This is a genomic window from Streptomyces lushanensis, assembly GCF_001700515.1.
GTDB classification, from domain to species: Bacteria; Actinomycetota; Actinomycetes; order Streptomycetales; family Streptomycetaceae; genus Streptomyces; species Streptomyces lushanensis.
The window spans coordinates 21,425-35,600 of record NZ_MAUD01000103.1 but is presented as its reverse complement, the minus strand read 5'-3'; the positions used below and the strand labels follow the sequence as shown (position 1 = coordinate 35,600).

Below are 14,176 nucleotides of genomic sequence, written 5' to 3'. Positions count from 1 at the left end.
CAGCGGATGCGGGCCGTCCGGCCGGAAGTGACCCGGGCCGCGGGGTCCGATGGCGGTCCGGCCGGGCGTCCATGGTGGGTTCCGTCACGGCGGGGCGCCGAGAGACTAGGGAATTTCCCACTGTCCGCCCTAGTGGAATGGGATGGCCGGGCACCGGACCGTCATGGCTGTCGATCCGTGTGACAATGCCGTACGGGTCCCGGACGTCCCGCAGTTGCGGACCGCCGGGCGGTCCGGATCGCTCGACCCAGCTCTGAGGAGGATGCGACACGATGACGACGTCCACCGAGGAGAGCCTCTGGGCACGGTGCTTCCATCAGGCATCGGACAGCCCGAGACAGCTCTTCTGTTTCCCCCACGCGGGTGGCTCGGCGTCTTTCTACTTCCCGGTGTCCGCACAACTGTCGTCCGTGGCCGAGGTGTTCTCGGTGCAGTACCCGGGACGGCAGGACCGGCGCAAGGAGACCAGCCCCGACGACATCGGCACCATGGCCGACCAGGTCTACGCGGCACTGCGCAGACAGCTCCACACGCGGCCGACGACGTTCTTCGGGCACAGCATGGGCGCGACGCTCGCCTTCGAGGTCGCACGGCGGTACGAGGCGGACGGCGGTGAGCTCTCCCGTCTCTTCGCCTCGGGCCGGCGCGCGCCGTCGCGCCACCGCGACGAGAACGTGCACCGCCTCAGCGACGACGGCATCGTCGCGGAGCTGAAGCTGCTCTCCGGTACCAATTCGGCCCTGCTCGGCGACGAGGAGATCCTGCGCCTCATCCTGCCGGCGATCCGTAGCGACTACCGCGCCATCGAGACCTACCGGTGCGAGCCGGGCGCGGTCGTGCGCGCGCCGATCTCCGTACTCACGGGCGACAGCGATCCGAAGACCACGCTGGACGAGGCCGAGGACTGGCGCGGACACACCACGGGAGCGTTCGAGCTGAAGGTCTTCCCGGGCGGGCACTTCTTTCTCAGCGCCCAGGCGCCCGCCGTGATCGATCTTCTGCGCGACCATCTGACGTCCGGCTGACGCCTACCGGCCGGCCCCCGGGGCACCACGCACGACATGTCCCCCCACCACCCTCTCCTCCCCCGCTCCGTCCCACACCGCGCGGAGCACCGAGCGCCGGACGCCGTCGAGGACCGGATGCCCCCGAATGCCGTACCCCGGAAGGGAGTTGCTCTTCCGGAACGGTGTCCTGTCCGGGCATCCGCGGCGCGGTCCGTATGCCATGATCTCGATTTCCGAACGACTTCTGGCGTCTGCAAGACGGTGGTGAGTGATCCAGTCCTCGTGGGGTAGTCCCCAGGCATCGATTGGTCGATGACCTGCTCAGCGCGCCCGGAGCCACCGGCGCCAGTGGCTCCACGGGTACGGGATCCTTGATCGCGCACCCGCGCGTCCGGTCGATCGTTGTTCCTTCAACTACGTTGTGCGGGATGTCACCGGCGAGTCAGTGCGTCTGTTGTGTCCCCTGAGATGCGAGGAGACCTCGATGCCGGATCAGGCCGATCTCATGGGTTTGTCCAGCGCCCTGGTCGGCCGCGCCGGTGAGCTGCGGGTGCTGACGCGCCACGCCGAGGCCGCGCGCGCCCGGCGCGCGGGTCTGGTGCTGCTGTCGGGACCGGCCGGTATCGGCAAGACGAGCCTGCTCCGTGCCTTCCTGAAGACCGATGCCTGCCGGAACATGGCGGTGCTGTACGGCTCGTGCCGCCAGGTCGTGGGCGGCGCCGGGTACGGCGGGGTGCGGGAGCTGTTCGGCTCCCTCGGTCTCAGCGGCGAGGATGCCGGACGGTCACCCCTGTTGCGCGGCCTCGCCCGGCGCGCGCTGCCCGCGCTCACCCCGGGACCCGCCGACGACGCGACGGCGGGCGCTTCCGGCGTCTATCCCGTGCTGCACGGGCTCTACTGGCTCGCCGCGAATCTGATGGCCGACCGTCCGCTCGTACTGGTCCTCGACGATGTGCAGTGGTGTGACGAACGCTCCCTGCGCTGGGTCGACTTCCTGCTGCGGCGCGCCGACGGTCTGCCGCTGCTGGTGGTGCTCGCGCAGCGCGGCGAGACCGCGCCCGTCGCGCCCGTCGCCCTCGCGGACATCGCCGCGCAGCACGGTCCCACCCTGCTCCGGCTCGCGCCGCTGACCGTCGAGGACGTGGCGGAGATGGCGAGCGGGATCTTCCTGGACCCGGTCGGTCCCGGCTTCGCCGAGCGCGCCGCCGCCGTCTGCGGCGGCAACCCCTTCATTCTCAGCCGGCTGCTGGCCGAGCTGCGCGCCGAAGGGGTACGGCCCGACGAGAAGGGCGAGCAACGACTCGCCGAGGCGGGCGGGCAGGTGGTCACCCTCTCGGTCGGCGCGCTGCTGGACCGGCAGCCGCCCTGGGTGCGCGAGGTGGCCAGAGCGATCGCGGTCCTCGGCGAGGAGTCCGCCGATCTCCTCTCCGCGCTGGCCGGTGTGCCGCCCTCGCTCGTGGCCGATGCGCTGCTCGTCCTGCGGCGCGCCGAACTGCTGGCGCCGGGGCGGCCGGATCTGGTGCACGACGTGGTGCGTTCGGCCGTGCTGGAATCCGCCGGCGCGCGGGCGCCCGCCGAGCTGCGGGCGGCCGCGGCCCTCCTGCTGAGCGACGCGGGCCGGCCCGCCGAGGAGGTCGCGGGCCTGTTGATGCTGCTGCCCGCCGTGACCCAGCCGTGGATGCCGGGAGTGCTCCGTGAGGCCGCGGTCCAGGCCGAGCGCAGGGGCGCGCCCGAGGCCGCGGTCCGGTATCTGCACCGGGTGCTGGAGGTCGAGCCGCACAGTGTGCCGGTCCGCGTCCAGATGGCCGCGTCGCTGGCGGAGACCAACCCGCCGGAGGCCGTCCGGCTGCTGGAGGAGGCGCTGGCCAGGGCCGGTGACATCCGTACGAGGGCGACGGTCGCCGTGCGGTACGGCATGACATGTCTGGCCGTGCAGCAGGCGCCGGCCGGCGTCCGGGTGCTGGAGGAGGTGCTGGCGGCCCTGGAGGCCGAGCTGCCCGCCAGGCCCGATCCCGCCGACCGCGAGCTGCACACCCTGGTCGAATCGGTCCTGCTGATCGTCGGCGCGGACGAGAAGGCGACGGTCTCGGCGGCCAGGGACCGGGCCGCGCGGCTGGCCTTACCGCCCGGCGACACCCGCGCCCAGCGGCAGAAGCTCGCGATGATGACGGTGCTGGCAGCGATGGACGGCCACTGCGCGGAGCGTACGGTCGCACAGGCCCGCCGGGCCATGTGCTTGCCCGGAGCCGAGCTGGAGAGCTGGTCGCTGCTCGCCTCGTCGTTCGTGCTCGGCCTCGCCGACGAGGTGGGCGAGGCCCTGGACGCGCTGGACGGTCTCCTCCGGCGCAGCCAGGAGACGGCCGCGGTCTGGACCTATGTGCTCGGGCTCTCCGCCCGTGCCCTCGTCCTGCACAGCGTGGGCGCCGTGCCGGACGCGCTGGCCGACGCGCAGACGGCCATCGAGATCACCGGTGAGGAGCGATGGGGCGACAGCGCCGCGATGCCGCGGATCGCGCTCGCGACCGTGCTGCTCGACCGCGACGAGCCCGCGCGCGCCGAGGAACTGCTCCTGGGGATCGGGCGACCGCGCCTGGACCGGTTCGTCATCGAGTACCACTGGTATCTGATGGCCCGCGCCCGTGCCCGGTGGGCGCTCGGTGACCGCGAGAGGGCCCTCGGCCTCTTCCTGGACTGCGGCGACTCGCTGAGGGAATCGCGGTTCACCAATCCGGCGTTCCTCCCGTGGTGGGCCGAGGCGGCCTCGCTGCTCGCCGTCATGAACCGCGCCGACGAGGCCCGGGAGATCACCGAGTACGGCGCCGATCTGGCCGCCGGATGGGGCACGGCCCGCGCGCTCGGTCTCGCGGCTCTGGCCCGAGGGGTGATCACGTCCGGCGCTGCGGGCATCGAGCTGCTCACCGAATCGGTCCGGCTCCTGGCGGGCTCACCCGCCAGATCCGCGCACGCGCGGGCCGAATTCCTGCTCGGCCGCGCGCTGTTGAGGACCGGTGACCAGCGTGGCGCCCGCGAACATCTGCGTACCGCCACCGACCTCGCCCAGCGCTGCGGCGCGCTGGCCCTCGCCGGGACCTCCCGCGAACTGCTGGTCACCGCCGGCGGCAGGATGCGGAGGATGAGCGCCTCACCGCTGGACATGCTGACCGGAATGGAGCGCAGGGTGGCGGGTCTCGCCGCCTCGGGAGAGAGCAACCGTTCCATCGCCGAGTCCCTCTTCGTGACCGTACGCACCATCGAGACGCATCTGACCAGCGTCTACCGGAAGCTGGGTGTCAGCCGGCGGACCGAACTGGGCGCCATTCTGCACACTCCGGACATCCCCGACGGACAACCACCGGGCTGGGTGATCGAGTCACGCTGGCGACGCTGAAGCGAACGGAGCGAGGCGGTGCGCGTGACCGGCCGGAATGACAAATGTCTGAGCACGCGGTCCACGCGGTGGGCGTACGGTCCGGACATCCACGACGACGAACTTCCGCTGTTCGAGCGCCGGCGCGAACAGACGGTGCTGCGCTCGGTGCTGGCCGAGCTGAGCGGTGGGCGCGCGGCGGTCGTGACACTCACCGGGAGACCGGGACACGCGCAGAACGCCCTGCTGGGCTGGGCCGCGCGGCTGGCCGGGGAGAGCGGATCACGGGTGCTGCGCGCGCAGGCGGCCCCGGCCGAGCGGGAGTTGCGCTACGGGGTGGTCGTCCAGCTCATGACGGCGCTGCACGGGCCTGTCCCCGTGGGCGGTCCGGCGCACGGGGACGGTCGGGTCCCGTACTCCCTGCGGGCCCTGACCGGACGGGACGGGTGTGACGACCGTTCGGTGCCCGGACACCTCCATCCGCTCCCGGGGCTCCGGGGACTTCTGCGCGCCGCCCGCACCACGCCGACACTGCTGGTCGTCGAGGACACCCAGTGGCTCGACGCCGCCTCACGGCACTGGCTGGAGACACTGGTCCGGCGGCTGACTCCGGACACACCGGTCGCGATCATGGCGAGCGCCAGCACACTGTCCGCCGGAGGACCCGACTGGCTGAGCGCTCTGCCCACGGCCCCGGTGCCCGTGAAGCGGCTCGTGGTGCACGGTCTGAGCGAGGGCGGTGTCGCCGCGGCCGTGCGGCTGATCTGCGGCGCCTCCGGCGACCCGCGGTTCACCCGGGCGGCCAGGACCGCCACCGGAGGCAATCCCACCGCGCTGTACGAGGTGCTGCGGCGCTTCGCCGGCCAGGGCCATGAACCGGTCGCCGCCCGGCTGCCCGAGCTGAAGGCGGTCGCCACGGAGGTCGTCGGCGACCTGGTCACCCACGCGCTCGGCGGTCTGCCCGTGGAAGTGACCACACTTCTGCGGACGCTGGCGGTCTGCGGTGACCTGCTGCCCTTCTCCCTCGTGTGCGCCGTGGCCGGACTGCGGCCGGCCGTCGGCCGCGACCTGCGCGCGATGCTGGAGGCGGCCGGTCTGATCACCTCCGCCGGGATGAAGGCTCTGATCTGTCCGATGGTGAAGGCCCGGCTGCTGGAGGACATGCCCGCCGACGAACGGGCCGCTCTCCACTCCGGCGCCGCCGAACAGGCCCATCGGGCATCCGTGAACGACGAGGACCTCACCCGCCTTCTGCTGCGTTCACCGCCGTTGGGCTCCTCGTGGGCCGTCCCCGTACTGCGCCGCGGCTTCGCCGCCGCCCTGCGCGCCGAGAACCACGACAACGCGGTCGCGTGTCTGACCCGCGCCCTGCGTGAGCCGCTGGAGCCGGACCAGCGTGCCCGGCTGAGCATGGAACTGGCCGCCGTCGAGGCGGTCCGCTCACCCGAGGCCGGTGACCGCAGACTGGCCGAACTCGTGCGCGCGCGCGGCGATGTCCCGGCCGGGCTGAGGGTTCGCGCCGTCGATCTGGCGCTCGCCCGGGGCAACAGCGACACGGTCCGCAGATCCGCCGCCGAGGCGCTGCACGACGCCCACGACGGTGAACGGGACGGCCTGATCGCGCTGTTCTGGCTGGCCGACGCGGCCAAGGACGACACCGAGCCGATGGTGCCCGAGGTGCCCGCGCTCCCCGACCTGCCCCCGGGGCCCGCCCAGGCGGGGGTACGGGCCTGGCAGCTCGCCGCGCGGGGCGAGGACCGGGGGACGACCAGGGAGCTGGCGCGTGCCGCGCTGGCCGGCGGCGGGCCCGGCGCCGCCCTGTTCCTTCCCCGGCTGGCCGCCTGCAAGGCACTGATCCTGACCGACGACTGCACGGAGGCGGCCACCGGGCTGACCGCCCTGCTCGCCGCCTCCCGCCGCGATCACCTCCCCGCCGCGGTCGCGCGGGTGCTGACCGTACGGGCCGAACTGCATCTGCGTACGGGCATGCTGGATGCCGCCGAACGGGACGCCGAGGCCGCCGAGCGCGCGCTGCCGCCGGCGAGCCGCCATCCGCTCATCGCGCCCGAGCTGACGGCCCTGCGGATCGCCACCGCTCTGGAAGCGGGGCGCCACGAGCGGGCGAGGTCGCTCGCCGCCGCGCCCGCGCCCGCCGGGGCCGCGGACGGTGTGGCCTGGTCCTCGCTGCTGCTCGCCAGGGCGCAGCTCGCCGCCGTCGAGGAGCGGTGGACCGAGGCGCTGGAGCTGTCCAAGGAGTGCGGCCGGCTGCTGCTGCGCCGTGGGTGGAGCAACCCGGCGCTGCTGTGCTGGCGCCCGCTGGCCGCCACGGCCGGCCTGGCGCTCGGCGACCGCGCCGAGGCGGCCCGGCTGAGCCTCTCGGAGCTGACGCTCGCCCGCCGCTGGGGCACGGCGAGCGCGCTCGGGCTGGCCGAGCTGTGGGCCGGACCGATGACCGGCACGGGTGGCAGGCCGGTGGTCAGGGCCCGTGGCGCGACACGCGTGCTGCGGGACTCGCCCGCCCGGCTGGCCCACGCGTGGGGGCTCGTCCAACTGGCCGCCGCCGAGCTGGAGGAGGGCGACCGGCACGCCGCCGCGCGTACCGCCGAGGAGCTGTCCGCCTTCGTCACCGCCTATCCGTCGAGCCGGATCGCCGTGTCCTTGCGCCGGTTCGCCGAGCGGCTGGACGAACCGGTCACGCCCTCGCCGCCCGCGCCGCCGCGCGAGTGGACAACGCTGTCGAAGGTCGAACAGCGCACGGCGACCTTCGCCGGGCGCGGCCACGGCAACCGGGAGATCGCCGAACTGCTGTCGGTGAGCAGGCGCACGGTGGAGCTGCGACTGAGCAACACCTACCGCAAGCTCCGTATCACCGGCCGTGAGGAACTGTGCGAGTTGGTCAAGGCCATGGAAGGACGGCCGACGGATGCTTCTTGAGCGGGACACCGAACTGGCGCACGTGGGCACCGCTCTGAGAGCCGCCGAAGAAGGCACGTCGTCGTCCATACTGCTCTCCGGTCCGCTCGGCATCGGAAGATCCGCCCTGCTGCGGTGCCTGCCCGGCCTCTGCGCGGGCGAGGACGTACGTGTCCTGCGCGCCAACGCCGCTGCGACGGAACAGGACTTCGCCTTCGGGGTGGTGCGCCAGCTCTTCGACAGCCTGGTGGCCGGCGCGCCGGAGGCGGACCGTACGCGCTGGGCGGGTGAGGCGGGCGGTCTCACCCGGATCTTCACCGCCGGCACCGTGCCCGACGACCGCGGCCGGGGTGACCGCCGGGGCCGCGGCCGGGACGGCACGCGGGCGTCCGGCCACGAGTCCGGCCACGGGTTCGGCCTCCCCTCTGCCGCCACCGCGCACGGCATTGGGGAGAGCCGGGAGGACGCCGATTCCGAGGCGATCCTGTACGGTCTCCGGTCACTGCCGGCCTGCCTCGGCTCGAACGGCCGGCTGCTGATCCTCGTCGACGATCTGCAATGGGCGGACGTTCCTTCGCTGCGCTGGCTCGCCCACCTCGCCAAACGGCTGGACGGACTGCGCGCCGTACTCGTCTGCGCGCTACGGGACGGCGAGCCGAGGGCCCGGCATCCCCTGGTACGTGAGGTCGCCCAATCCGCCGCGCGCGTGCTGAGGCCCGCGCCGCTGTCGCTCGACGCCGCCCGGGCCCTGGTCCGTGAGCGGCGCGGCGGCCCCGGGCACGAGGAGTACGCGCGCGCCTGCCACGAGGTCTCCGGCGGCAATCCGCTGTTCCTGATGTCGGTACTGCTGGGCACGGCGGCGCGCGGCTTCCCGCCGACCGCGGACCACATCGGGCAGGTGCGCGCACTGCGGCCCGCCGAACTGCGGGACCGGCTGGCGAGCCATCTGCGGACCCAGACACCCGCCGTGCGCGACCTGGCCGCGGCGGTCGCCGCCCTGGGCGACCACGCGGAGCCCGCGCTCGTCGCCCAGCTGGCCGGGCTGGACGAGATCGGCTTCGGCGCCGCGCGCCGCGCGCTGGAGGAGACGGGACTGCTGACCGGTGCCCGGGAGCCCCGCTTCACCCACCGTGTCGTCCAGGACGCGATCGAGCTCTCGATGACACCGGCCGAGCGCGAACGCACGCACGCCGACGCGGCGGATCTGCTGTACCGCAGCGGCTTTCCGGCCGAACAGGTCGCCGCCCACCTGATGGCCGTCACCGGTCCGGGCCGCTCCTGGTCCCTGCCGGTGCTGCGGTCCGCCGCCGACAGCGCGCTGCGCCGGGGCGCGCCGGAGACCGCGGCCCGCTATCTGCGCCGCGCGCTGCTCGCCCACCGTGCCCAGGACACCGGACGGGCCCGGCTGCTCGTCGATCTGGCCACCGCGGAGCGGGCGTTCGACCCGGAGGCGTGCGAGCGCCATGTCGTCCAGGCGATCCCCCTGCTCACCACCGCCAGGGACCGCGCCGCCGCCGCGCTGCGCATCCCGCCGACGCTGCTCGGCGCGGTGCCTCCCGCGACGGCCGCCCTGCTGCGCGCCGCGGCAGCCGAACTCGGCGCGCAGGCCCGCCTGGACGAACCGGCGCGCGAGCTGGCACTGCGCCTCGAAGCGCGGCTGCGGCACTGCGGGCACGAGAATCCGGGCGAGCTGGCCTCGGCGGCCGAACGTCTGCGTGAGCTGGGCGAGGATCCACCGCTCGGCTCGGCGGGCGAACGCGAGCTGGTGGCCGTCCTGCTCTGCGCGGGCACGCTCACCGGCCGGCTCACCGCGGCCGGAGCCGCCCGCACGGCCAACCGCGTCCTGGAACGCGAACCGGCCGCCTCGGCGGGCGCGTACACCGGACTGCCGCTGGTGGTGATGACACTGTTCGCGGCGGAATCGATACGAGGTGTCGGTTCCTGGCTGTCCAGCGAACAGCAGACCCGGCGGCAGAACACCACCGGCGCCGACGGCGTACTCCTGTTCGCGGAACGGGCGTTGGCCCTTGTCATGCAGGGCAGGCACGGCCAGGCGCGCGAATATCTGGAACGCGCCATGGGACTGGCCGACGCGGACTGGCGCGAGAGCGCCGTACTCGTCCTGTGCGCCGTCGCGTTCGAGCTGCGCGATCCGGCGCTCGGCGAGCGCGTCCTGAACCGGGCGCACCGCCGTAGGTTCACCGGCCTGGCCGTGACCGTGACATTACGGATCCTCCAGGCATCGGTGGACGCCCAGCGCGGTCGCCGCGCCAGGGCACTGGAGAGCCTGCTGGTCTGCGGCCGGCGGCTGGAGGCGTCGGGCTGGGAGAACTCGGCGCTCTTTCCGTGGCGTCCTCACGCGATCGGCCTTCACCACCGGCTCGGTGACTCGCACGCCGCACTGGCACTGGCCGAGGAGGAGCACGCCTGGGCCGCGGCCTGGGGAGCGCCGACCGGCCTCGGACGCGCCCTGCGCCTCAAGGGCTGGCTCCACGGCGGCCAGGGCGTTCCGCTGCTGCGCGAGGCCGTCGGCGTACTGCGCGGCTCCACGCACAGCCTCGAACTCGCCAGAACGCTGGTGCTGCTGGGCCGGCGGCTCGGCGGCGGCCCGGAGGCGGAGTCCGCCCTGCGCGAGGCGGGCGCGATCGCCGCCGCCTGTGGGGCTCCGTGGCTGGTCGAACAGGCCGAGCACGGCCTCGGTACGCCCGCACCGCCACCGCGTACGGCCGTACTCACCCGCAGTGAGCGCCGGGTCGTCTCCCTTGTCGGCCGCGGCCTCACCAATCAGGAAATTGCGGGTGAACTCGGTGTGAGTTCCAGGGCCGTCGAGAAGCATCTGACGAATTCCTATCGGAAACTCGGCATCTCGGGCCGGCACGAACTGGCGGGCGCTCTCCCCGCGTAGCATGCGAACACATATGTGTTAACGGCGTGCTACGGACGGTGTGACCGGAGCGACGGCTGCGCCCGGTGGTTCGGTCACACCGCGCCGGACGTGCCCCGGCGGAACCTCAAAGGCGGCTCAATTGCAGGATGGGTGCCCGGTCGGCCCCGCCCGTCATGCCGTGATTTGCCCATCCCGTGCCGTCGCCATTGCGGACCGAACCTTCCCCGGGTTCGACCACAGCTTTAGCCCGATGAACAGGGGACCTTGTTGACGCGCGAGCGCGCGGTTACCTAGTCTCAATTTCGGTAAATGGATAACCGGTCAATGGGTACAGGTAAGGCCGGATACCACTGCTAATTGACGCATAGCGTCGTTGTCAATTCCCAGAGAACCGGGGGACCCGAAAGGATGGCGGTCTTGTGGCGATTGCCGCACTCGTAGACTCGGCGCAGCTCAACCCCACCGAACTCGTACCCGACCAGCACGGGCGCGGAGGTGCCCAGCAGTTCGACCAGGCGGGGCTCTGCATGGCCTCGCTCGACCCGGCCCTGACCGTCCAGCAGGCCAACCAGGAGTTCTTCCGCCGCTTCGGCGACTCCTCGGCCGATGTCTGCGGACGCAGCTTCCGAGAGCTGGTGCACCCCAGCGTCCAGCAGCCGCTGATGCGTCAGTTCTCCCGGCTGGTCGAAGGCAAACGCCAGCGGTTCGCCTCGCATGTGGTGGCACTGGGGCCGGAGGACTCCGCGTTCGCAGGCACGCTGACGGCCGCGGCCGTCAGCGGGGAGACCCCTGACGTGGCCGCGATCCTGGTGCTCATGCGCTCGTCGGAGAACACGGCCGACGCGGGTGTGGTGACCAGTCAGAAGAAGATCCTGACCGAGATCGACGCGCGGATCCTCGAAGGCATAGCGGCGGGTCTGTCGACGATTCCGCTGGCCTCGCGGCTCTATCTGAGCCGGCAGGGCGTGGAATACCACGTCACGGGTCTGCTGCGGAAGCTGCGGGTGCCCAACCGGGCCGCCCTGGTCTCCCGCGCCTACTCGATGGGTGTTCTGAACGTCGGTACCTGGCCGCCCAAGGTGGTCGAGGACTTCATCAAGTGAGGCCGCCGGGCCGCCGGGAGCGGCCCGCCGGCGTCGCCGGTTCCCGGCCCGCACGGCCGTACGGCCAGTACAATCCGCGCAGCCCGCACAGATCCGCGGAACCCTTCGAAGGGTTCCGCGGATCTGTGCGGGCTTCCGTGTTTTCTGCCGGGCGGTACGCGGTACCGCGGTCCGCTTCCGCCGTTCTGTTGTCTGTTTGATCGAGCGCGGAGCCCGGCGTAATTGTGTTCTGAAGACCGGTTTTCCTGGTCAAGAATTCGAACAAATTGACCGCCGTGTGGTTTTGCTCACCCGGAGATGTGGTTTTGCTGCCCGAATCGGTAGACGATTTCTGATTCGGCTTGACGATCCGCCTCCGGGCCCCGGAAGCGGCCGGCCGCCGTGCGATGCGCGTAGACGTCATTCCCGTGAAGGGAGTACGCCCGGCCTTTCCCGCACATTGCCCGCTATTCCCGGGAGTGACAGCCGAATCCGGACCGACGGTAACCACCGCACCGCCGGCCCGTGCGCGGCCGCTCAGCCCTGGACGGCCTGGTAGAGGCCACGGCCGGCACGGTGGGCCCGCGAGGAACCGACCAGGCGGTCGAGCGTGCTGCGTACGGCGTTGATGCTGCCGGGCGACTCGTCGCGACCCAGCACCTGTGCCACATCACGGGCGCGGACCGGGGTGTCGGCGGAGTCGGCCAGGACCGCGAGGATCTGCTCGGTCAGACCGGCAGGCTGATCCGCGGCGGCGTCATCGGCGGCGTCTTCGACGGTGTCGTCGGCGACGGCGTCGTCGGCCGCGGCGGGGACGGTCTTCTTCGCGCTGCGCCGCTTGCGCTCCTTGGGAGCCTCCGCCGCCTTCCGGCTCGCGCGGGCCCGAGGAACCTTGTGCTGTACCGGCGTTGACGTCGCGTCGTCCTCGGTCGCGGCCTCGGCGTCGTCCTCCGCGTCGGCTGCGGAGGCCGCGTCGTCAGCCGTCTCCTCCTTCTTCGCCGTCGTGTCGGACTCCTCGGCGGGCTGCCCGACGGACTCCTCGGCCGGCGCGCCGTGCTCCGTCCCCGACTCGGCACCGGCCTCCGGGGACACCGCCGGTTCCGGCACATGGGGAGCGGCCGACAGCGCCTGGAGCGCGGTCAGGGCGGCACGTACCGAGCCCAACCGCTCGGTGACGGCCGCCAACTCGTTCTCAAGTGTCTGCTGTTGTGCTTCCAGTCGCGGGAGTTCGCTCAGGAGGAGCGCTGTGGTCGCCTCGATGCTGCCCGGTGTGCCGGTCACGGATGTCATGGTGTCGCCCTTTCGTTCCGGGTCACCACTTGACCCCGTCGGTGACCGCTGTAGAGCAGACTAGAGTGTGTTGCGTTGTGGCGGCCAACGGACGGCGCGCCGTCGTTGTCATCGTGCTACCGCCGTGTGCGGACATCCACGCCTGACGGAACAGTGGTCCGGACGGCGAACCGCGCTGCCGCATACCCGTGTTGTGCACGTCGGACGGTCCCTGACGACCGGCGCGCGGTGCTTCCGGACACGCGCCGGCGCTTGCGCGGCCCGTCGGCAAGGACACGCGCATGGCGCTCCGCCGCGCGTACGGCAGCCGCTCCGGGACCGTCCACGGGCCGGGCTCCTCCACGGAGGCACGCGATGTCCGGCAGACCGATACGGGCATGGAATGCCGGGTCGGGCAGGGTGGGCCGTACCTAGCGTGACGAGTGCAAGTGGAAGTGGAAGGGGCAGGAGGTCCGGGGATGATCGAGGGACTCAACGAGGCCATGGAGTACATCGAGCGGAACCTCGACCAGCGGATCGAGATGACCGAACTCGCGCGGATCGCCGTCACGTCGGAGTACCACTTCCGGCGGATGTTCTCCGCGCTGGCGGGCATCCCGCTGTCCGAGTACATCCGCCGCAGACGGCTCACCGTCGCCGGCGCCGAGGTGCTCGGCAGGGGCAGCACGCTGCTCGACATCGCGGTGCGGTACGGATACGGCTCCGCCGAGTCGTTCGCCCGGGCCTTCCGTGCTCTGCACGGCGTCGGCCCGGGCGAGGCCAGACGGACCGGTGCCGCGCTGCGTTCCCAGCCCCGGATGTCCTTCCGTCTCATCGTTGAAGGGAACAGCAGCATGCGGTATCGGATCGTGGAGAAGCCGGCCTTCCGAGTGGTCGGCAGAAAGGCACGGATCCCTCTGGTCCACGAAGGCATGAACCCGGCACTCGTCGCGTTCATCCGGGGCATCGGCCAGGACACGCTCCGGCGGCTGGAGGAACTGTCGGACCAGGAACCGCTCGGGATCCTCGGCGTGAGCGACAAGATCGACGAAAGCAGGGCGGAGGGCACCGAACTCGACTACTACCACGGGGTGGTGACGGGGGCCCCGGTTCCCGAGGACATGGAGAGCCGTAGCGTTCCCGCCGGCACCTGGGCGGTGTTCGAGAGTTCGGGCGAGTTCCCGAAGGCGCTCCAGTATCTGTGGCGGGACATCTACACGCAGTGGTTCCCGTCCAATCCGTACCGGAGTGTGCCCGGACCCGAGATCCTGCGCACCCGGCTGTCGCAGGACGCGAGGACGGCCGACGCGGAGCTGTGGATTCCCGTGGAGCCGATCTCGCGCTGAGCGCGCGGGCCGGCGGCGCGGGACGGAGGGCGCGCGACGGCCGACGAAAGCGCGGGGAAGGAGGTGCGGGGTGGGACGGCGTCAGCGGCGCTTCCCGCCCCGCGCCCGGTTCGCTCCCGAGGTCACCCCGCCTCCGAGCCCCGTACCGGGCGGGGCGGTTCCCGGTTCCTGCCGAGTGCCGGCAGGCGCCGGGACGGGCGTACACCGTGATTTGGGCCTGGGTCACCGTACGGCTCAGGCACTCCTGGAAGTGGGCCCGCAGGGTCTCGCGCTTGGCGACTTCCCGGGCGTCCGTCTCCAGCGGC

Annotated in this window: 7 protein-coding genes; 6 read left to right on the top strand and 1 reads right to left on the bottom strand. The window is 72.3% G+C overall.

All coding sequences use genetic code 11. The annotated features are described in order from the left end of the window. The first annotated feature begins 272 nt into the window (after positions 1-272). The 5 genes from BFF77_RS09945 (at position 273) to BFF77_RS09925 (ending at position 11,277) form a co-directional block, all read left to right on the top strand. Positions 273-1,025 (top strand): thioesterase II family protein, encoded by a 753-nt coding sequence (locus BFF77_RS09945; protein WP_066946521.1) that lies wholly within the window; start codon positions 273-275, stop codon positions 1,023-1,025. A 466-nt stretch (positions 1,026-1,491) separates the two neighbouring features. Beyond that, positions 1,492-4,395, top strand: a complete 2,904-nt coding sequence (locus BFF77_RS09940) for a helix-turn-helix transcriptional regulator (RefSeq protein WP_066946518.1) — start codon at positions 1,492-1,494, stop codon at positions 4,393-4,395. Positions 4,396-4,419: 24 nt separating this feature from the next. Then, on the top strand, positions 4,420-7,308 hold the full coding sequence (locus tag BFF77_RS09935) for an AAA family ATPase (RefSeq protein WP_141698406.1): 2,889 nt from the start codon (positions 4,420-4,422) through the stop codon (positions 7,306-7,308). Continuing rightward, entirely contained in the window at positions 7,298-10,192 is a 2,895-nt protein-coding gene (locus BFF77_RS09930; RefSeq protein WP_066946515.1) for an ATP-binding protein, read from the top strand. Before BFF77_RS09935 ends, BFF77_RS09930 begins: the two co-directional genes overlap by 11 nt. A 401-nt stretch (positions 10,193-10,593) precedes the next feature. Next, entirely contained in the window at positions 10,594-11,277 is a 684-nt protein-coding gene (locus tag BFF77_RS09925; RefSeq protein ID WP_079124986.1) for a helix-turn-helix transcriptional regulator, read from the top strand. 516 nt (positions 11,278-11,793) lie between these two features. Here BFF77_RS09925 and BFF77_RS09920 read toward each other — a convergent pair. Continuing rightward, positions 11,794-12,546, bottom strand: a complete 753-nt coding sequence (locus BFF77_RS09920; protein ID WP_066946513.1) for a hypothetical protein — start codon at positions 12,544-12,546, stop codon at positions 11,794-11,796. Positions 12,547-13,004: 458 nt separating this feature from the next. On the opposite strand from BFF77_RS09920, the gene BFF77_RS09915 reads away from it, so the two are divergent. Then, positions 13,005-13,871, top strand: coding sequence for an AraC family transcriptional regulator (locus BFF77_RS09915; RefSeq protein WP_066946510.1), 867 nt, complete (start codon positions 13,005-13,007; stop codon positions 13,869-13,871). Positions 13,872-14,176 lie beyond the last annotated feature (305 nt).

Bases quoted from the DNA above. Each gene is read 5' to 3' on its own strand.
- BFF77_RS09920 (WP_066946513.1), bottom strand. From the start codon at position 12,546: ATGACATCCGTGACCGGCACACCGGGCAGCATCGAGGCGACCACAGCG.
- BFF77_RS09945 (WP_066946521.1), top strand. From the start codon at position 273: ATGACGACGTCCACCGAGGAGAGCCTCTGGGCACGGTGCTTCCATCAG.
- BFF77_RS09930 (WP_066946515.1), top strand. From the start codon at position 7,298: ATGCTTCTTGAGCGGGACACCGAACTGGCGCACGTGGGCACCGCTCTG.
- BFF77_RS09915 (WP_066946510.1), top strand. From the start codon at position 13,005: ATGATCGAGGGACTCAACGAGGCCATGGAGTACATCGAGCGGAACCTC.
- BFF77_RS09940 (WP_066946518.1), top strand. From the start codon at position 1,492: ATGCCGGATCAGGCCGATCTCATGGGTTTGTCCAGCGCCCTGGTCGGC.